The sequence below is a fragment of the Acinetobacter sp. UBA991 genome, from assembly GCF_002292065.1.
Lineage (GTDB): Bacteria > Pseudomonadota > Gammaproteobacteria > Pseudomonadales > Moraxellaceae > Acinetobacter > Acinetobacter higginsii.
Map to the genome: position 1 here is coordinate 18,255 of NZ_DBBF01000042.1, position 19,945 is coordinate 38,199.

The following is a 19,945-nucleotide window of genomic DNA, read 5'->3' on the forward strand; positions in this document are numbered from 1 at the left end:
TATTTGTATAAGGCTTTTTTATATCTACCTTTAGTGAAACACAAAAAAAGGCACATCATGTGCCTAAAAGAGGAAAGGATGATTGAGTGGCTTAGCAAACCCGAAGTTGGGTTAAGGCTTTAACCGCGGGGGAGTTATCGATGACCTGCAATGCTTTAAAGGTATCGCCTTCATAAAATGGATGATAGCCTGGTTTCAGCCAATGTCTTAAGCTAAAGATCATCGAGAAAAAGCTCGGCACCTGTTTGCTGCGGGCATTTTCGATTGCGGTTTGAGCTAAAGAACGGAGCAGGCCATAGTTCTGATAACGTTTGGCTTGAGCATCTTGTTGGGCCAGTTTCTTAAAGCATTGATAGATGGCAAAGGTAAATCCTGGCGCAACCGCCAGCATAATCATTTGGCGTTGTAAGTAGGCAAAGGTTTTATTTTCCTCGCCGCATAAATGCATATACAGATCAAAAGCCACACTTCGATGCTCAACTTCTTCTGCCAAATGCCATGTCATTAAATCAGACATCATTTCATCAGCAGTTTTATTTTGCCATGGTTGGTCATCGAGGCACCAGGTGCCTAACATGGTGGTAAAATGTTCAACCGCTGCGGCGATACCCACGCGGATGGTTAACCAACGATAAGCCAGATTTTGTGGTAATGCCAAGCCTAAAGGGGCTGCATTCAGTTGCTTTGATATGGTATCTAAGCTAGCAATAAAGTCATCAATCTCATAGCCATAATGTCTTAAATAGTCTTGTGCGACTTTGTGGGCAGAGGCATGATGGGCTTCTTGGTGGACAAATCCTTTTACATCGGCGCGCAGCTTTTCGTCCGTGACATAAGGCAGTGCTTCATTAAAAGAGCGACACATCCAGAGTTCACCCACAGGTAAAATCAAATGCACGGCATTGATTAAATGGGTTGCAAAGGGGTTGTCATAAATCCAGTGTTCAGGCGTATGGCTAAAATCAAATTGCACACGGCGTTGCTCAAGATAATGATTTTCCAGTCGTTGTTTAGGATGCATTTGCTTCTCCTCCATTCACGGCATTGATAAAAGACTGGCTCAGTTGCTCGGCATTCTGGACAGGAATCCAATGTGTGGCATCTAGATAAATCTCTTGATATGAGCCAGTAAAAAACTGTTTGTTGAGCTGGGCACTTTTCTTGCCAATCGCAATATCCTGATTTCCCCAGATAAACAGGGTGGGTACTTTTACTTTTTTAAAGGTCGAGCGAATTGGAGCCAATGGCATACTGCGATACCAGTTAATGGCGGTGCCGATACGATTTTCTTGAATGAAATGTTGTTGAAAGTCCTTGATTTGTTCAGCATTCATGCCTGAGTTTTTTAGCAATATATGACTGAGTGATTTGGCTCTTTTAAAGAGCAATTCAGGAATCAAGGGCAGCTGGAAAAAACCAATATAGTACGAGGTGAAAATTTGCGTACTGCTGAGCATGGATTTCAGGAATGCACCTGTATGTGGAACCGAGACCAAAGTGAGATGCTTGACTAGATTGGGGTATTGCTGGGCCAATTCACAGGCCACAATGGAGCCCCAATCATGACCAATCACATACACAGGTTGTCCAAGCAGATCAATCAAGCTTTTTACATCTGCAACTAACTCTGTAATTGCATACTGAAAACGACCTTGGGGAGAAGCTGCTAAGCTGTAGCCACGTTGTTCAATGGCAAAGGTTCGAAAGTTCTGCTGATTGAGAATCGCGCTGGTGGCTTGCCAACTGTGTGCGGTTTCAGGAAAACCATGCAAAAGAATAACCGGCTTTCCATCGATTGGACCCGAATCAATCACATTAAAAATCAGATTATTACGACAATATTGGCTGTATCGTTTTTCTGTCTGTTTTACCATGCTGAGCTACTTATCAAAGAGGTTGATTTCAATTGATAGTAATCAGCGTTATGGGTACAGTCTTGACAGTAGAGGATGGAATTTAACTTCTTGTGCCATGCCATATATTTTTGGCACATGCAGCATATGACTTGGCACTTAAAGACGCTTAATTCGAGGGTTAAAGCGGATATTGCCGTTCAATCATTCGGCTTTACTTTGTTCAAAACGATGTTGCAGCACCGTGGTCATCTGCTGCAATAGATTGGCGACCAGTCCTTCTTTATCCCAAGCATAGATGGAAACGGTCATGGCTTGTGCCTTACCCAAGAGTAGATATTCCCGTACCCGATGACCTGTGGTGGTGGCGACCGGCAATAGTGATAAACCGAGACCTGTTTCAACCCCGACCAATACACTGGCCAAACTGTTGCTGGTAAAGGCGATATAGCCATGTTGGCGGTTACGTTCAATCGCTTCAAACATCTCATCTCGATAGAGGCCACCTTGTGGGAAAGTCACCAATGGCAGGGGATCAGACCATTCTCCACCATGATCGATACTTTCAAACCAGGCCATTTCCTCGGGGAAGCTGGCATGATGATCTGAACTGGCCGCTGTTTCTTTGACGATCACTATATCAAGTTGACCATTGCGGTAACGTTCCATGAGATCACGACTTAACCCCGCGGTCACATCCAACCGTACCGTACGGTGTTGTTTGCTAAAGGCACTTAAGGCCAAAGCCATATCGCTATTCATAATATCTTCAGGCAAACCAATTCGAATGGGAATCGTGCCTGATGGATCACCCAAAATCATCTGGGCTTCTTGTTGCAGGGCTAAAATTCGCCGTGCATAGCTAATCAAATATTCACCTGAGCTTGTGAGTTGTAAGGGACGACTATTACGATCAATCAAGCTCTTGCCCACAGATTCCTCTAGTCGGGCGAGTTGTTGGCTGACCGTGGATTGAGTCATATGCAAGCGCTCGGCAGCTAAGGTAAAGCTACCAGCTTCAAAGATATTGACAAAGGCGCGGAGCAAGCGTGGATCAAACATAGCGAGTTACTCGGAAGACCAGTGTTGAAAATGGAGCTTTGAATTTTGTATTCATAATCTTAATACATTGGATTAAATAATTTAATTTTTAAATAGTAATAAAGCTGATTATCCTAAGCATAGATCTTATTTTTGATTCACTAACTTGGGCTGATTCATGGAGGGCTTTATGCACAAATCATTTCTGTCGGCTGTATGTGCGCTGGCTTTGACCGCATGTAGCCACGCAACTTCAGGAGATGCTATGCCAGACGACGTCTTACATACTGCGGCTGCACGCAATAATGTTGCACAAATCCAGCAGTTACTCGCTCAACCCATTCAGATTGATGTACGTGATGCATCAGGCTCAACCGCTTTAATGATTGCAACACGTGCCAATAATGTCGATGCTGCACAAGTCCTGATCGATGCTGGAGCCGATGTCAATGCCAAAGATCGTATTCAGGACAGTCCTTATCTTTATGCGGGCGCACGTGGCTATTTAAAAATATTAAAACTGACCTTAAAGCACGGTGCGGATTTGAAAAGTACCAACCGCTATGGCGGCACAGCCTTGATTCCTGCAGCTGAACGAGGTCATGTCGATACTGTACGGACACTGATTGAGGCAGGTGTGGATGTCGATCACATCAATAACTTAGGCTGGACAGCGTTGTTGGAAGCGATCATTTTAGGTAATGGTACTCAACCGTATCAACAGATTGTCGATTTACTCATCGTAGCAGGAGCTAATGTCAATATTGCTGATGGCGATGGAATTACGCCGCTTGAGCATGCCCATGCACGTGGCTATACCGCTATTGAAAAAGCTTTATTGCGTGCAGGCGCAAAAGCAACGTTATTGGAGCATTAAAATGCAGCAGGATCATGATTTTTTGCGTCAGGCGATTGAACTGGCGTATCAAAACTGCGAGCAAGGTGGACGCCCCTTTGGCGCGGTCTTGGTGAAAGATGGCCAAGTGATTGCGTCAGGTGTAAATGAAATACTGAAAAGCAATGATCCAACCGCGCATGCAGAACTGTTGGCAATACGTGCCGCCAGCCAACAATTGGGGACAGCCAACCTAGAGGGCTGTGCTGTATTTGCCAGCGGACAACCTTGCCCGATGTGCATGGCAGCGATGCGTATGGCGGGAATTAACCGTGTAACGTATGCACATTCCAATGATGATGCGGAGGCATATGGCTTATCGACAGCGGCTATTTATGCGGATTTGGCAAAACCCTTTGCTGAGCAGTCTATGATGATCCGCTATGTTCCTATAAGAATGGAAGCCAAGCCTGATTTATATGGCTATTGGAAATCTATCTCATGATTGATATCGGGTTAAGACCATGAGCGCGATCAAGCATCGATCTTTGTTGATTATCACCGTTGCTTTGGTTGGATTGAATCTTCGGCCATTTATGACCAGTGTTGGGCCTGTTGCCAATCAGATTCGTGCCACTACAGGTTTGAGCCTACAAGGCATTGCGCTATTAACCCTGGTACCGATGTTATTGATGGGACTAATCGCCTTTGTTGGCCCAGCTCTGCAAAACCTGTTTGGTGAACGTCGTGCGATTGTTGGCGCATTGCTGATGATCTGCTTGGGCTGTGGTTTACGTTTTTTTACTGTACATGGCTGGGCTTTAATCTTTACCGCTGCCGTGATTGGCTTTGGCGTTGCCATGATTCAAGCAGCTTTCCCGAGTCTGATTAAAAGAGAGTTTCATGAACATCTGAGTCCGATGATGGGGCTTTATTCAGCCACGTTAATGGGTGGTGGAGCGCTTGGGGCATTGCTTGCACCCGTAGTGACAAATAGCAGTGGTGACTGGAAAATCGGGCTGGCTGTTTTTGTATTGCCTGCATTGCTGGCGTTGATCTTTGCAAGGTGTGTTTTAACTCAGACCGCACAGCAGCATAAAAAAATGCCTTCGGTGATGCGGTTGCTCAATCAGCCAAGAACATGGTTGCTGATCTGCTGTTTTGGTTTAATCAATGGCGGTTATAGCTCGATTGTGGCTTGGCTTGCACCTGCTTTTCAAGCACAGGGTTGGACTGCAACAGCCAGTGGCAATCTGATGGCTGTGCTAACCCTGAGTCAAGCAGGGGCAGCATTGCTATTACCGTATTTATCCCGAAAACAGCGAGATCGTCGAATTTGGGTGGGGTTAACTTTAATCTTGCAACTGATTGGCTTTTCAGGCTTGGCTTTTTTTGCAGATGTTTTGCCTTGCCTTTGGGCAATCACCATAGGAGCGGGCTTAGGCGGATGCTTTGCTTTGTTGATGATCGTGGTACTCGACCATTTGCCTGATCCTACACATGCAGGACAGCTTTCAGCCTTGATGCAAGGTGGCGGATTCTTATTGGCTGCCATTGCACCTTGGTGGGTTGCAGTATTGCATGACATGACAGGGACTTATGCTGCAGGATGGATCTGGCATTTATGTATGGTGGTGATTGTTGCAGGATTGATGATTCGACTTAATCCAGCACATTATGAGAAAGTGATCAATTTTTAGATGAGCAAAGCAAATCAGCATATTGCTGTAATTGAGCTTGATCATAAAAAACACATCTTTTGATATGTTTTTTATGAAACATAAGTACAGCATTTTTACTGCATAAAAAAACTTAAATGATTTCAATATCAACATATTGCTGAATTAAATTGTCATCTAGCATATGCACATAATCCAAAAATGCCACATTAAAACTGCCTACCGTTTGTGCATGGTCATAGGCAAGCTTACCCGCAATGGCAAAATGAATATGTGAGGCGAGTGCAGCAATGCTTGGGGTACTGACCGCATGATAGGCTGCGGTTAAGGCACCTAGGGCACAACCTGTTGCTGTAATTTTAGGTTGTAAATAACAGCCCCCATTGACTTGAATCACAGCATCGAGCTGTTTCGAGATAATAAAGTCTGATTCACCTGAAATTGCAATACATTCAGTATGTTGCAAGAGGCTTTTCGCCTGTGCATAAACCTCATGACTATTTAAAGTGCTGTCTACACCTTTAGACTGAGTTTGGCTGCCTGCTAAGGTACTGATCTCAGAGGCATTGCCACGAATGATACTCGGCTGGAACCTTAACAGTTGATCGACTGTTTCACTACGCCACTTTAACACTGCCCCATAACCGACAGGATCAAGTACCCACGGCACTTGATGTTGTTGCGCAGTTTGAGCTGAAATCAACATCGCTTGGGTTTGTTCTGTGGTTGGTGTTCCGACATTGATACTTAAGGCAGCACTGATTTTGGTGAAATCTTCGGCTTCAAAAGGATTATCAATCATGGCAGGTGAGGCACCTGCTGCAAGCAAGATGTTCGCCACATAATTATTGGCAACGCTATTGGTCATACATTGCACTAAAGGTGTTTGTTGCTGTAATACACGCCAAGCATCGATAACTTGATCAATGAGTTGTTGTTTTTGTGACATGAGATATCCAGAATAAAGTCTTTATTAACGAGTGAAATAATGGTCTTGATGCTTACATCGGCGACAAATCAATGACACATAATCTGTCGCATCATAATCCACGATCAAGTCATTTGAGCCGCAATACATACAACGTTTAACCGAGTAAAAACTTAAGCGAGGTTCTATTTTTCGCCAAGACTTCCAGACAGGCTGAATAAATATACTCTCGTCGTAACCCAAAAATTTAAACAGTAGGACTTCACTCATTTTACTAAATGGAATCATGTATGGTCTTGGTAAGGTCGTGGTTTCCCAACGCTCGGTCAAAGCACGTTCACGATATTGTTCCAAAGTCTTTTTGAGCAAACTGGTATTGATAAATTTATCATTTCTGGGTTGCAACGCATTTTGTTTATGTAAATATTCTAAAGCGGTTTGGATTAGGTAAAAAATCTGTCCCACAGCTAAACCTTCCATTAAGCGGTAGCAAAAGGCTTGAAATGGTCGATTACCTGCAATTTGAATGCCCCAAGTCCGACAATAGAACTGCATAAACTGCACAATTTCTTGATAGAGCACGAGATACAATGCATCTTTGACTTCATCGGTGCTTTTAAATGGAATACCTTGACTCAAGTTCTCATAGAACCAGTGGCGTAATTGCTGAGTTACACTAAACAAGCTAGGGTCGGAATAGCCATCTAGTCGGATGTTGAGATAGAAATGCTCAGTTTCTAAGCTCGGATCTTTTGGCTTAAACACGCCTAATTTAATTAATTCTTGAACTAAATGATTCTGAAATAAGTAATTGGGAGTAAATTCGCGATATTTAATATTCTGCCAATGAATCAGTTCATCATGCTGTACATCCTCACGTGCATAGCTATCTAAAAGGCTCAATAAGAATAATTTATGTAAAAAACTAAGTTGATTCAGACTATAAATCACTTCGTCTTTGATTTTATATTTGCGTTGTTCTTGTAAAATTGTTTGTTTGGTCTGTTTTTTCCGTTGCGCCGTACACTGAGCACAGTGACAATTCAGCTTGCTATCACTTCTAAAAACACGGTGCTGGCAATGGCTGCATTCATGAAACTGAAATTCTTGGCTGAATTGTTCGGCTTCGACCCAAAACATAGAGGCGTGGCACAGTGGGCAATGGCTACTTTCATCTAACTGTTTTTGTAGAATCTGTAAATCCATTGATATTAAGCCTATAACCTTTAAATAGAGAATTATACATGCTGAATCCAAGGAGTGATGCAAAGATTATATACAGATAAAAATTAAGACTAAAATGAGACTTAATTGACTGAATTTTATATAAAAGATAATCCTACAACTTTGCTTTTTTTAAATTATGGTAAATTTCTGCGCCAATTAGAATCATAACTCAATATGAATTGAACAAAGTAAAAGCAAAGGGGAAAGCATGAATAATCGGATTTGGATACAAACTGTTATTGGCGTAATGATGTGTTTGGGCAGTATTTTCACATACGCAGACTCAATCGAAGGGTATTGGCGAAGTATTGATGATCGAACCGGAGAACAACTGACCATCATTGAAATAAGAAAAGCCCCTGACAATACCTATCGTGGCAAAATTGTTTATATTTACCCTAATGCACAAGGCGTCGTGGTCACACATTGTGTGAATTGCCCGCCGCCATATACAGAGAAGCCGCGTTTAGGCTTAGAAGTGTTAACAGGGCTGATTGAGGACCCGAAAAAACCAGATAACTTTATCAATGGGCGGATTGTCGAAAGTAAAACCGGTAAAGTTTATAAAGGTAAAGCACGTTTAACGGCTGATGGAAAGCGTTTGCATATGCGTGGTTATGTCGGAATTTCTGCTTTGGGCCGTACTGTGGTGTGGATTCGCAAGGACAGTGCCAATCCCTAATCATTTATTTTTAATTATGTGAATTGCTTAAAATTTTGTTTGATTTTAAGCAATTAAATATGCTTTGGTTGTGTTGACTGTTTCTATACATTCGCATAAAAATGAAGTGATAGACGGATCAATTTTGCATTACGGAGCGAATTATGCAAAAAAACTCACTCATGAAAGGAATCATGGGCATCTCTTTTGTTGTATTCACCACAACGAGCTTTGCTTCAACTCCTGAAGGATTTTGGAAAAGTATTGATGATCGTACAGGCGAGCAACTGTCAATCGTAGAAATTAAGAAAAAACCAGATAATACCTATACGGGAACCATTGTGTATCGCTATCCTGTTCCAGGCGGGGGGAATGTCTTGACGCATTGTGTGAAATGTCCTGAACCTTTTAAAAATAAACCGATTCAAGGACTACAAATTGCGTGGGGATTGAAAGAAGATCCGAAGAATCCAAATCAATATATTGATGGTCGGGTGCTCGAGCCTAAAACAGGTAATATCTATAAAGGAAAAGCACAACTCAGTTCGGATGGAAAACGTCTGCGTATGCGTGGTTATATGGGAATTTCGGCCTTAGGGCGTACCCAAGTCTGGATTCGTACTGATAGCGCCAATCCTTAAATAATAGTTGTTTTTTTAGAAAGCCTAAACGACTCGTTTGGGCTTTTTTATTTGAGCTAAAGAATGTATAAGGCGTACTAAAAAGAAGCAGCTAGATCAGCTACTTCTTATACAAATGAACGCTAGCGTACAGTGTAACTTGGGTAAAAGTGTGATAATTTTCGTGCATTAAACCTATAAAGATGAATAGGTTACTTTTTAATGACGGGGTTAATATGCTAAATCGTATGCTCATGAACGGAATCATGGGGCTCACTCTTGCTTGTGCAAGCGCAACGACTTTCGCAGCTTCTATCGAAGGCTACTGGAAAAGTATTGAAGAACGTACTGGTGAACAACTCTCAATCGTAGAAATCCGTAAAGGAAATGACGGCCGTTATCATGGAAAGATTGTTTATCGTTATCCAAACTCTCATGGTATTGCACTGACGAATTGCACCAAATGTGCAGCACCGAACACCAATAAACCGATCCTTGGGCTGGAAATTTTATCAGGCTTTAAAGAAGATCCGAATAAACCGGATTCATATATTGATGGTCGTGTTCTGGAACCAACTTCTGGCCGTATCTATAAAGGTAAAGGTGTCGTGACTGGAGAAGGCAAACGTTTACGTATGCGGGGCTATATGGGCGTTTCAGCACTGGGTCGCACTGTCGTTTGGTTACGTACTGATAATGCAACACCTTAATCGAAAATAAAAAAACCTCGAATTCGCTTCGAGGTTTTTTATGGTTAAAGTAAGTGATTAAACAGGGCATGGTAAGTTTTCGTCCTCCTGACCGATTTTTTTGGCTGCAATAAGTGCTTGGACTTTTTTACTCGGCAGTTTTTCTTTGCCAAGTGCATCATAGGTATTCACGATATTAGTCACTTCTAAGGTTGTCAGTTCAATTCCTTCTGCTGTTAAAAAAACGGAAATTACATGATGATCGACGCCAGCTTTAGCCAGATCATGGATTGCTTTGATATTTTCTAAACGATATAGGTGTGCTTTTAATTCCATCGTCATAACCCTCACTTGTTTTATTGTATTTACCTAGATTGGCATATAGGGTTAAGCAATAACCGTGCACAAAATGTAAAACTCAGGAAAAAAATGTAAGTTGCGCGATAGAACGCAATTGGTTCTGTATTTTTTATTTAAGATTGGAAAACGATGTTGTAATTTTGTCTAAATGATCGGGCAATTTGCAGATCAAATTTGAAAACCTGAATAGTAAACCCAATAAAATTATTAAAACTGATACCGAGCTGTAAAGACAGGTTTTATAAGTTGGCGTATGATCTGATAGAGTTTCACTGATGCTTGTGACAAAAGTGATTTGTCACAAGAATTTAGGCGAAATAAGGCATGATTTGTGCAACCGAATGACTTTAATCAAGAAGTCTTGCCAACAAGACCATCTAAACGACATGATGAAAGATAAGGAATACTGATGAATATTGCGGCACAACCTCCCGTACAAGCAGATCAAACCATTTACCTCAAAGATTATCAAAAACCATCTTTCTTGGTTGAATCCATTAACCTAGATATTCAAGTCTATGATGATCATACGATTGTTGACTCAACCTTAGTGATGAAACGTCAAACGACTGGTGCTTTGGTGCTTTTGGGGCGTGATCTTGAATTAAAGTCTATTCAATTGAATGGGCAAATCCTGAGTGCAGCGCAATATGATTTAGACGATGAGCAATTGCTGATCACAGATGCACCAGATCAGGTCATTTTGCAAATTCAAGTGGTGATTCACCCTGAGTCAAATACGCAGCTTGAAGGTTTATATAAGGCGGGCGATTTATTCGTGACTCAGAATGAGCCCGAAGGTTTCCGTAAAATTACCTTCTATCCAGATCGTCCAGATGTTCTCGCAGAATTTACTACGCGTGTAGAAGCCGACAAGAAATATCCTGTGTTGCTCGCCAACGGTAACTTATTGGAAACAGGTGAGGCTGGTGAAGGTCGTCATTTTGCGATCTGGCAAGATCCGACCAAGAAACCAAGCTATTTATTTGCTTGTGTGATTGGTGATTTGGCGGTATTGAAAGATCGTTACACCACGTCTGAAGGTCGTGATGTTGCTTTAGAAATTTATGCAATCGAGAAAGATATTCCGAAATGTCACATCGCCATGGAAGCATTAAAGCATTCGATGCGTTGGGACGAAGAGCACTATGGTCGTCCTTACGATCTCGATAATTACATGATTGTCGCCGTCAGTCAGTTCAACATGGGTGCAATGGAAAATAAAGGTTTAAATATCTTTAATACCTCATGTGTGCTTGCCGATGAGGAATACACCACTGATGCTGCGATTATGCGAGTACAGTCAGTCATTGCTCATGAATATTTCCATAACTGGACAGGCAACCGAATTACCTGTCGTGACTGGTTCCAATTGTGTTTAAAAGAAGGCTTAACGGTTTTCCGTGATCAGTCTTTCTCTGAGGATTTACAATCAGCAGCCGTACAACGAATTGATGATGTAGCTGTATTAAAATCGCATCAATTCCCAGAAGATGCTGGTCCATTATCGCATCCGCCTCGTCCAGACCATTTTGTCGAAATCAACAACTTCTATACCGCGACAGTATATGAGAAGGGTGCTGAAATTAACCGTATGATGGCAACATTATTGGGTAAAGAGAAATACCGTAAAGGCACAGATGAATATTTCCTGCGTCATGATGGGCAAGCGGTTACGGTTGAAGACTGGGTTGCGGCATTGAGTGCAGGTTCTGGTGTGGATTTATCTAACTTCCTCACGTGGTATAACCAACCAGGGACACCGAAGTTAGAAGCTAAAGGTGAATATGATGCTGCTGCACAGACTTATCGTTTAAGCTTCAAACAAAGCTTGAAAGCACATCCAAAATATCCAAACCTCAAGGCAGTGCCAATTCCTGTGGCTCTGGCATTATTTAATGCTAATACAGGTGAACAATATACCTTGCACAGCACTGATCTGTTTGTGAATGATGTCAAAGATGGCGTGTATTTATTTGATCAAGATGAATCAACAATTGAATTTACAGGGGTGACTGAGCAACCTGTAGCTTCGTTATTACGTAATTTCTCTGCCCCTGTGAATTTAGTCTTTGATTATTCCAATGATGATCTTGCCTTCTTGATTCAGCACGAAACCAATGGCTTTAACCAATGGCAAGCGACACAAACCTTATTGGAACGTATTCTTTTAGAAGACCATAAGGTGGATACCTATATTCAGGCAATTAAAAATACCTTGCCAGACCTAGTGAATAAAGATCCGTTATTGGCATCGCGTTTATTTGATGTACCAAGTGAAAACTATTTAGGCAGTCGTATTGATCAAGACTATGAGCCTGAATTGATTCGTGAGAAGCGTGAAGCTGTGCTAGACCGTTTAGCACGTGATTTAGGTTCATTCTGGAAAGACACTTATTTGGCCTTAGATCCAGACCAGCAAAAAGAGTTCTCTTTGGCAATGGGCGTACGTTCATTAAAGAATATCACCCTGAATATGTTGGCTCGTCAAGGTGATGAGTCTGTGTTTGATTTGGCTTATACCCAATATCAACAAACAGGCAATATGTCTGAACGTTTAGGGGCATTACGAGTTCTAGTCTGGAATGATGCACCGCAAGCACAGGCTGCACTCGCAGATTTCTATGACCGTTTTAAAGATGAAGCCTTGTCTTTAGATCAGTGGTTTAGCATCCAAGCATCGAATCCATGTGCCACAGCGGAAACAATTGAGTATCTGACCAAACATGCAGATTATGATTTGGGAACGCCGAACCGTATCCGTGCCGTAAGTGGTGGGCTAGCGGCAAATCCAGTCAATACGTGGGGCTTTGGTGTCGATCATTTCATTGAGCTTGCCGCTTATTTGGATGAGAAAAACCCAATTTTAGGTTCTCGATTATTACAAGTCCTATCACGCTGGTACACCTTGGCTGAACCGCAACGTAGTCAGGTGCAACAAGCACTTAAGGCATTGCAACCTAAAGTAAAATCGAAAAATGTAGCAGAAACATTGAATAGTTTACTCAGTATTTAATTTACTGATTGAATGGATAGAAAAAGGATGTAGTCAGACATCCTTTTTTATTTGACAATTTATATTGTCAGAAATAGTATGGAAATCATTCGAATGTAACGGATGACTGCAATGGAAATAAAAACAATCACATTACCGACACGTCAAATTGAAGTTGAAGTGTATGCACCTGCATCAAGCTCGGAAAAAGCACCAGCCATATTATTGCTGCATGAGTTATTCGGCATTCTCGATGTTTACCGTGATGATGCTCAAGACTTGGCAGATCGAGGTTATTTGGTCTATGTGCCTAATTTATTTAGTGGTGGTGCAGTCAAATATTGTATTCGTGCCATGGTGAGTAAGGCTGGCCGTATCAATGCTGCGGATAGTGAAGTCAATCAAGAAATTCATGTCTTGCTCGATGCCTTAAAGGCAGATCCTCGATCAAATGGACGCTTAGGCATGTTAGGTCAGTGTTTAACGGGCGGCTATGTGATCCAGATGGCGAAGCGCGAAGATATGTTAGCGCCTGTGGTTTATCATCATTCTCTGGGGATTCAAGGTGCTGGCGTTCCAAACAAAGAGTCTCTGGATGAGGTTCGCATTCTACAGGGTCATTGGTCTACCGTAGATCCATTTTGCCCAGCAACCAAGCGTAATAAATTGATCAAGCAATTGGGTGATCGGGTTGAAGCTTATACTTATAATATGCCACATGGCTTTCGTAGCGTGAGTCGAGGTTTGCCAGAAGCACAAGTGGTATGGCAGCGGACTGTGGATTTCTTTGAGCGAGAATTAAAACAAAACACAATATAAATCATTGGAACAACAGGTTATTATTTACTGAAATTCATTTATAGAAATAAAAAAGTGAGGGGAATATATGTCTCAGCAATACGCATACGCGGGCTTCTGGATACGTTTCGGTGCCGCGATTATTGATTCAATCATTGTGATGGTTGCCATGATTCCATTAACCATGATTTTTGGTGGTGGCAATACCACAGTCGCTTCTGATGGTTTTTCATCATTCCAATTTATGTCTACGGCAGATTGGATTTGGCAAATTCTCGCCGCAGTCTTTTATATTTTCTGCTGGATTAAATTTGCAGGAACACCCGGTAAGCGTTTACTTCGATTAAAAGTGCTGGATGAAAAAACGGGTGAAAATGTGACTGTTGGGCAGGCTATCATTCGCTACATTGGCTATATCCCAGCAACATTAGTCTTTTTTATTGGTTTAATCTGGGTGGCATTTGATGCGAAAAAGCAAGGCTGGCACGACAAAATGGCAAAAACTGTAGTGGTAAGAGAGCTTTAATTTAGAGCGAAATTTTATCATGTAATAAAAAATTCATAAGATAGGGCTTGTGAATCAATTCGCATGTCCTATAATGCCGTTGAGTTTATTCACGGAGATCCTAAATGGGAAGTTGTTCGAGGTTCGGGTTTAATAAAGGATTAAGCCAAAGCGAATACTGAGCAAGCGAGCTATTTAGGTCAGCTATCTTGCAATGAGATAGCTTTGCTAAAAATTATCTAAACCCTCCTATAAAATTTTGCTGTATCCACAAAATTTATTGTATTGACTGCATCCTGTTTAGTTTCTCACCTAAAATGGGGAGAAGCCTATGTTTTTTCACGCTTCCATTCAATGGCTTGCTGTTCTTAACGTATTTATTTTATGTGGATTATTGCTGACTCAAAAGAGTAAGGCGGGTCCACTCATCAACACCGATGATGTTTCTATTACAGCAGCGCAGCAGTGTCAGCTAGAAAGTACTTATAGCTATAACAAAGACAGCACTTGGTCTTATCAAGTTGTACCTGCCTGTAATCTCAATCAAAATTTAGAAGTATCTTTGGGCTATCACTCAAGTAAAGATCAAGATCAGATTCATGGCTTTTCGGTTCAAGCGAAAAGCATTTTAAAGCCAATGGAGAATGACTGGGGCGTTGCTAGTAGTTTACAGCTATCCCGTGATGATGTTGCTCATCATGGGGATTTAAACTGGTTTTTGAATGTTCCTGTCAGTTTTCAACTCTTAGATCAACGTTTAGCATTGGATACCAATCTCGGTTATCAACAGACCGATGAGCGCCTCGTTCGCTGGGGAATTGCTTCAACCTATACGGTAACTGAGCATGTCGGTGTAACAGTTGAAACATATAATCAAGATCGCCAAGCGCCATTTTTCCAGACAGCGTTGCAATATAGTTTGATTCCCAATGTCCTTACTTTAGAAGCTTCCTTCGGCGATCGTCTACATCGTTTAAAACAACATTGGTTTGGACTCGGTTTAAGTTATACGCCGTCATCATAATCAGTTTAAATTCAGTTGATCCATCATTGAATCATTGATAAGAACATAGGTGTAAGATGCAATTAAAATTTTTACAAAATATTGATTTATCGAATATTGCGGACACGTTGGTCAGCCTGTCCGTTGCTTTTATTCTCGGTGCATTAATTGGCTTTGAACGTCAGTACCGACAACGTACGGCAGGTCTCAGAACCAATGTTTTGGTGGCTGTCGGTGCTGCAATTTTTGTCGATATTGCCACCAATTTAACGGGTGCAGAAGGTGCAGTTCGCGTGATTGCCTATGTGGTTTCAGGCATTGGTTTCTTGGGTGCGGGTGTGATTATGCGCCAAGAAGGCAATATTCATGGTTTAAACACGGCGGCAACTCTCTGGTGCTCAGCCGCAGTGGGCGCTTCTGCGGGTTCAGATCTTATTATTGAAGCAATACTGGCAACGGCTTTTATCTTGGCAGCCAATACGCTGTTAAGACCGATTGTTCATGCCATTGATCGTCGTCCAATTGATGACGATACCGAGGTTTTACATGTCATCTATATTATTTGTGACCGTAGTCAGAGTAAGGTGGTGATGGATGAATTGAATTTAACCTTGCAACACCATAATTATCCTGCCAAAGATATTGAAGTAACACCATTTGGTGACAAAGAGGTAGAAATTGAAGTCACTTTAATTGCTACGTCAATTGATGCAGAAGAAGCGCAGCATATTACTAATCATCTGAATGCCATGCCGCAAATTCGACAGGCATTTTGGGATAAAAATACGATTAATTAAGCCATTAGAAATTGTTTCTATATCATGACATTGGGATACATTGTCTCATTAATGATATATAAAATGTCTATTGTTTCACATAAAATGACGCCAGCTTGATAACAATGAGAACAGTATGAGTTCAGAAGCACATTCAATCAGTTTAATTGCGCCAGTGGTCTTGCTTGCCGCTGCTGTAATTGCCGTTCCAATTTTTAAACGTATTGGCTTGGGTTCCGTCCTTGGTTATTTAATTGCAGGTCTGATTATTGGCCCATTTGGTTTTGCATTTTTTCATGATTCGGCTTCGATCTTACACATTGCAGAACTTGGGATTGTGATGTACTTATTTGTGATTGGTCTGGAGATGCAGCCCTCACATTTATGGAGTTTAAGGCGTGAAATCTTTGGGCTAGGTACCTTGCAAATTGTTGCTTGTGCTTTGGCATTGACTGGCGTCGGTTTACTGTTTGGTTTTACTTGGCAAGTTGCCTTTATCGGTGCTGCTGGTTTTGTCCTGACTTCCACGGCCATTGTGATGCAGCTGTTGGGAGATCGCGGTGATATTGCTCAGCCGCAAGGCCAAAAGATTGTCGCAATTTTATTATTCGAAGATTTATTGATTGTGCCGTTACTGGCAATTGTTGCTTTTATGGCGCCAAATCATGTAGTGGAAAGTACTTCGACACGCTTGGAAAGTATCGGAATTGGTTTGATTGCGATTGCAGGTCTCATTGCTGCAGGATATTGGTTGCTGAATCCATTATTTAGATTGCTTGCCGCAGCAAAAGCCCGAGAGGTGATGACAGCGGCAGCACTTCTGGTTGTTTTAGGTGCAGCATTGTTGATGCAAGTCAGCGGTTTATCGATGGCGATGGGTGCTTTCTTGGCAGGGGTATTGTTGTCTGAATCGACCTTTAGACATCAAATTGAAGCGGATATCGAGCCCTTCCGTGGCCTGTTACTGGGTTTGTTCTTCCTCGGTGTCGGGATGTCACTGGATTTATCCGTCGTTGCGCAGAACTGGAAGCTCATCATCAGTGGTGTTTTAGCCATGATGTTTGCCAAGGCTCTGATGATTTATATCGTGGCACGAGTTACCAAAAGCTCTCATACCGAGGCACTGGACCGTGCATTGCTAATGGCACAAGGTGGTGAGTTTGCTTTTGTCCTGTTTGCAGCGGCAGTCAGTGCCCAGGTCATTGATAATTCAGTCAAGTCGAATCTGACGGCGATTGTGGTGTTATCAATGGTATTGACTCCGATTTTAGGCATTGTGTTTAAACGTTTTACCGAAACCAAAGATCAGATCAATTTAGACAATGTCAATATTGCTGAAGGCTTGAGTGGCAGTGTACTGATGATTGGCTTTGGTCGTTTTGGTCAAGTGACCAGTCAATTACTATTGGCAAGAGGGGTGGATGTCACCATTATTGACAATGACATCGACATGATTCAAAACGCGGAAAAGTTTGGTTTTAAAATCTATTATGGCGATGGCTGTCGTTTAGATATTCTGCATGCTTCGGGTGCATCTACCGCTCAAGCCATTGTGGTTTGTGTTGATAGTAAAGAAACGACTAATCGTATCGTGGAATTGGTTACGCATGAATTTCCATTGGCCAAGTTGCTAGTTCGTTCTTATGACCGTGAACATTCACTCTATTTAGTGAAGCATAAAGTGGATTATATGATTCGAGAAACCTTCGAGTCTGCGATCAAATTTGGCGGCGTGATCTTGCAAGAATTAGGCGTTGATGAAGACGAAGTACAACGCATTACGGATGAAATTCGTGATCGTGATGATGAGCGTTTTGAAACAGAAATCGCTGCGGATGATGTCTATGCTGGTGTAGGCTTACAATATACACATTCGCATCCGCGTCCAACAGCGCCATTAATTCGTCCTAAAAAAGCAGCACGTATTTTAAATGATGAAGAAGCACAAAAGGATTTAGAGGAAAAGTAATCCGCAATGCTTTCCGTGCATGCTTTGAATAAGCCTTAGTTCAACTAAGGCTTATTTTTTGCTTTAAATCTAAAGAGCAGCAATACGAAGATACCCAATAACAACCCCCAAAACGCTGAGCCAATGCCCCAGAATTGGACACCAGAGGCACTACATAAAAAGGTGAGTAGTGCAGCTTCACGTTCTTCTACATTTGAAAAAGCGACTGCAATGTTATGGCTGATCGTCGCAAATAGGGCAATCCCTGCAAGTGCCACAATAAAGATTTGCGGGAATGACATCAGTAGGCTGACGAGCGTTGCTGCAAAGAGCCCCATTAAGATATAGAACAGACCACAGCTAATGCCTGCAATATAACGCTTGCTTGGGTCGGGATGGACTTGATCATCTAAACTTACCGCTGCACTAATTGCCGCTAAGTTTATTGAGAAACAGCCGAAAGGCGCAAAAACAGTATGTGCAACACCTGTCCAACCGACCAATTGATTCACATGCGGGTGGTAGCCATAGCTTTTAATCATGGCAATCCCTGGCAAGTTCTGTGAAGTCATATTAATCACAAACAGTGGTAAAGCTAGGCCTAAGATCGCAGACCAAGAAAAAGAGGGCTGCATCCATACCGGTTGGGTCAGTGACCATGTAATCGACTGGAGTTTAAAGTCGATAAATAGTGGGCAAATTGCTGCGCCTAAAATCACCGTCAGTACAATGCTATAACGTGGGAATAAGCGTTTTGAAACCAAATAGATCACAAGCATACTGAGAATAAAGCCAAGATGACTTTCTAAGCTGCTAAAAATCTGAATACCAAATTTTAATAAAATGCCTGCCAGCATGGCACAGGTCAGACTTTGTGGAATATGGGCCAATAGTTTTTGGAAGATTCCTGAAAAACCAACAATTGCAATGGCAATACCACAGACCAAGAAAGCACCAATCGCTTCATACAAATCATAATGTCCAGTTGATGCAATGATTAGTGCAATTCCCGGAGTTGACCATGCGGTAGCAACTGGATATTTATATTTCCAAGATAGAATCAAGCCCGAGAGACCAATCGCAAGTCCCAATGCCCAAAACCAAGAGCTGATTTGCGCGGTATTAGCACCTAAAGACTGTGCACCTTGGATGACGAGGATTGCGGAAACACTAATCCCGATTAAGAACGTAATAAAGCCAGCAAAAACTGCTGGAATAGAAAAATCTTGGAGGAGACGTTGCATCTATGCATCTATACTTGTTTAAAATTTGTTGAAAAGTATATCGTTAATGCGTCTTAAATCGTAGTTCTAAAATGATTGAATAAATTGATCATTCAATCAAATTTATGCTTAGGTGAGCGTCGAAGTTGCCAATCTTAAACCGAAACCAAAGAATAAGATGCCGACCAAACAAATACCCGCGGCTGCCAATTTATAATTATGTTTGAAAAAACTGGCCAGTTTAATTCCAGAGAAAATCAAGGCGGTTAAATAGCTAAAACTTACAATTTGGACAATCAATGCCAAAACTAAAAAGCTTAATGCAGGATAGGCATAGTCAGGTTCTACAAACTGTACAAAGAAAGACAGGAAAAATAGAATTGCTTTGGGATTCAGTAAGCTGATACTGAGTGCTGTTCGATAAGGATGAACTTGATCAAGTTTAGGTAAATCAGCAAGCTCGGCATGATGAGGCGGTTTATTCCAAGTTTGATAAGCACCTTGTAATAATTTAAAACCTAAGTATGCGAGATAACAAGCCCCTGTTAATTTAAGAATAATAAACAGGATCGGGAAGGCTTTGAGTAAGGATGCTGCACCTAATACTGTACACAGGATTAGAATGGAATCTCCTGTAAATACACCACAAGCTGCCGCGTAACCAGTACGAATGCCATAACGAGAAGCTACGGACATGACATAAAGAGAGTTAGGGCCAGGTAATAACACAATTAAGATTGTACCAATAATATAAGTGGTTAAATCTGTTATACCGAACACAATGAACTCATTAAAAAACCGATT

Annotated in this window: 20 protein-coding genes; 12 read left to right on the plus strand and 8 right to left on the minus strand. The window is 41.8% G+C overall.

Translation table 11 applies throughout. From position 1 onward, the window contains the following. Positions 1-91: 91 nt before the first annotated feature. From B2727_RS17380 to B2727_RS17390, 3 genes are all read right to left on the minus strand, one after another. Entirely contained in the window at positions 92-1,021 is a 930-nt protein-coding gene (locus tag B2727_RS17380) for a metal-dependent hydrolase (protein WP_033134736.1), read from the minus strand. Next, complete coding sequence (locus B2727_RS17385) at positions 1,011-1,874, minus strand: alpha/beta fold hydrolase (protein WP_033134737.1); 864 nt, start codon at positions 1,872-1,874, stop codon at positions 1,011-1,013. The genes B2727_RS17380 and B2727_RS17385 overlap by 11 nt, the downstream gene beginning before the upstream one ends. 183 nt (positions 1,875-2,057) lie before the next feature. Then, the gene (locus tag B2727_RS17390) at positions 2,058-2,915 is read right to left on the minus strand and encodes a LysR family transcriptional regulator (protein WP_033134738.1); all 858 of its coding nucleotides are present in this window, start codon (positions 2,913-2,915) and stop codon (positions 2,058-2,060) included. Positions 2,916-3,084: 169 nt separating this feature from the next. Here B2727_RS17390 and B2727_RS17395 point away from each other — a divergent pair, with 169 nt between their 5' ends. The 3 genes from B2727_RS17395 to B2727_RS17405 are packed head-to-tail and all read left to right on the plus strand — an operon-like array spanning position 3,085 to position 5,429. Beyond that, on the plus strand, positions 3,085-3,771 hold the full coding sequence (locus B2727_RS17395; protein ID WP_033134739.1) for an ankyrin repeat domain-containing protein: 687 nt from the start codon (positions 3,085-3,087) through the stop codon (positions 3,769-3,771). Position 3,772: 1 nt separating this feature from the next. After that, positions 3,773-4,234, plus strand: coding sequence for a nucleoside deaminase (locus B2727_RS17400; RefSeq protein ID WP_033134740.1), 462 nt, complete (start codon positions 3,773-3,775; stop codon positions 4,232-4,234). A 19-nt stretch (positions 4,235-4,253) separates the two neighbouring features. Continuing rightward, positions 4,254-5,429, plus strand: coding sequence for a cyanate transporter (locus B2727_RS17405; protein ID WP_033134741.1), 1,176 nt, complete (start codon positions 4,254-4,256; stop codon positions 5,427-5,429). A 112-nt stretch (positions 5,430-5,541) separates the two neighbouring features. Here B2727_RS17405 and thiM read toward each other — a convergent pair whose 3' ends face one another. Both thiM and B2727_RS17415 read right to left on the minus strand, forming a co-directional pair. Beyond that, complete coding sequence (gene thiM / locus B2727_RS17410) at positions 5,542-6,357, minus strand: hydroxyethylthiazole kinase (protein WP_033134742.1); 816 nt, start codon at positions 6,355-6,357, stop codon at positions 5,542-5,544. 24 nt (positions 6,358-6,381) lie between these two features. Further along, positions 6,382-7,542: a hypothetical protein gene (locus B2727_RS17415; RefSeq protein ID WP_033134743.1), complete on the minus strand. Its 1,161-nt coding sequence runs from the start codon at positions 7,540-7,542 to the stop codon at positions 6,382-6,384. A 229-nt stretch (positions 7,543-7,771) separates the two neighbouring features. Here B2727_RS17415 and B2727_RS17420 point away from each other — a divergent pair, with 229 nt between their 5' ends. The 3 genes from B2727_RS17420 to B2727_RS17430 all read left to right on the plus strand — a co-directional run bounded on the left by B2727_RS17420 (position 7,772) and on the right by B2727_RS17430 (position 9,554). Next, positions 7,772-8,245, plus strand: a complete 474-nt coding sequence (locus B2727_RS17420) for a DUF2147 domain-containing protein (RefSeq protein WP_033134744.1) — start codon at positions 7,772-7,774, stop codon at positions 8,243-8,245. 143 nt (positions 8,246-8,388) lie between these two features. Further along, positions 8,389-8,865 carry a DUF2147 domain-containing protein gene (locus tag B2727_RS17425; protein WP_033134745.1) on the plus strand — a complete coding sequence of 159 codons (477 nt, stop codon included), beginning with the start codon at positions 8,389-8,391 and terminating at the stop codon, positions 8,863-8,865. Between the two features lie 215 nt (positions 8,866-9,080). Further along, positions 9,081-9,554, plus strand: a complete 474-nt coding sequence (locus B2727_RS17430; RefSeq protein WP_004808015.1) for a DUF2147 domain-containing protein — start codon at positions 9,081-9,083, stop codon at positions 9,552-9,554. A 57-nt stretch (positions 9,555-9,611) separates the two neighbouring features. Here B2727_RS17430 and B2727_RS17435 read toward each other — a convergent pair whose 3' ends face one another. Then, positions 9,612-9,869, minus strand: a complete 258-nt coding sequence (locus tag B2727_RS17435) for a hypothetical protein (protein WP_004652954.1) — start codon at positions 9,867-9,869, stop codon at positions 9,612-9,614. Positions 9,870-10,302: 433 nt separating this feature from the next. On the opposite strand from B2727_RS17435, the gene pepN reads away from it, so the two are divergent. The 6 genes from pepN to B2727_RS17465 all read left to right on the plus strand — a co-directional run bounded on the left by pepN (position 10,303) and on the right by B2727_RS17465 (position 17,939). Further along, positions 10,303-12,909 carry an aminopeptidase N gene (pepN, locus tag B2727_RS17440; RefSeq protein ID WP_033134746.1) on the plus strand — a complete coding sequence of 869 codons (2,607 nt, stop codon included), beginning with the start codon at positions 10,303-10,305 and terminating at the stop codon, positions 12,907-12,909. Between the two features lie 111 nt (positions 12,910-13,020). Continuing rightward, on the plus strand, positions 13,021-13,707 hold the full coding sequence (locus B2727_RS17445) for a dienelactone hydrolase family protein (RefSeq protein WP_005316403.1): 687 nt from the start codon (positions 13,021-13,023) through the stop codon (positions 13,705-13,707). A gap of 67 nt (positions 13,708-13,774) precedes the next feature. Next, positions 13,775-14,212, plus strand: a complete 438-nt coding sequence (locus B2727_RS17450) for an RDD family protein (RefSeq protein WP_004808009.1) — start codon at positions 13,775-13,777, stop codon at positions 14,210-14,212. A 310-nt stretch (positions 14,213-14,522) separates the two neighbouring features. After that, a complete protein-coding gene (locus B2727_RS17455) occupies positions 14,523-15,215 on the plus strand; it encodes a hypothetical protein (protein WP_033134099.1) in 693 nt (230 codons plus the stop codon). Positions 15,216-15,271: 56 nt separating this feature from the next. After that, a complete protein-coding gene (locus tag B2727_RS17460; RefSeq protein ID WP_004808004.1) occupies positions 15,272-15,991 on the plus strand; it encodes an MgtC/SapB family protein in 720 nt (239 codons plus the stop codon). 115 nt (positions 15,992-16,106) lie between these two features. After that, positions 16,107-17,939: a monovalent cation:proton antiporter-2 (CPA2) family protein gene (locus B2727_RS17465; RefSeq protein WP_005202836.1), complete on the plus strand. Its 1,833-nt coding sequence runs from the start codon at positions 16,107-16,109 to the stop codon at positions 17,937-17,939. 44 nt (positions 17,940-17,983) lie between these two features. On the opposite strand, the gene B2727_RS17470 is transcribed toward B2727_RS17465, so the two are convergent. Continuing rightward, positions 17,984-19,162, minus strand: a complete 1,179-nt coding sequence (locus B2727_RS17470; RefSeq protein WP_005202837.1) for a benzoate/H(+) symporter BenE family transporter — start codon at positions 19,160-19,162, stop codon at positions 17,984-17,986. Positions 19,163-19,270: 108 nt separating this feature from the next. Then, a complete protein-coding gene (leuE, locus tag B2727_RS17475) occupies positions 19,271-19,921 on the minus strand; it encodes a leucine efflux protein LeuE (protein ID WP_004807998.1) in 651 nt (216 codons plus the stop codon). Positions 19,922-19,945: the final 24 nt, after the last annotated feature.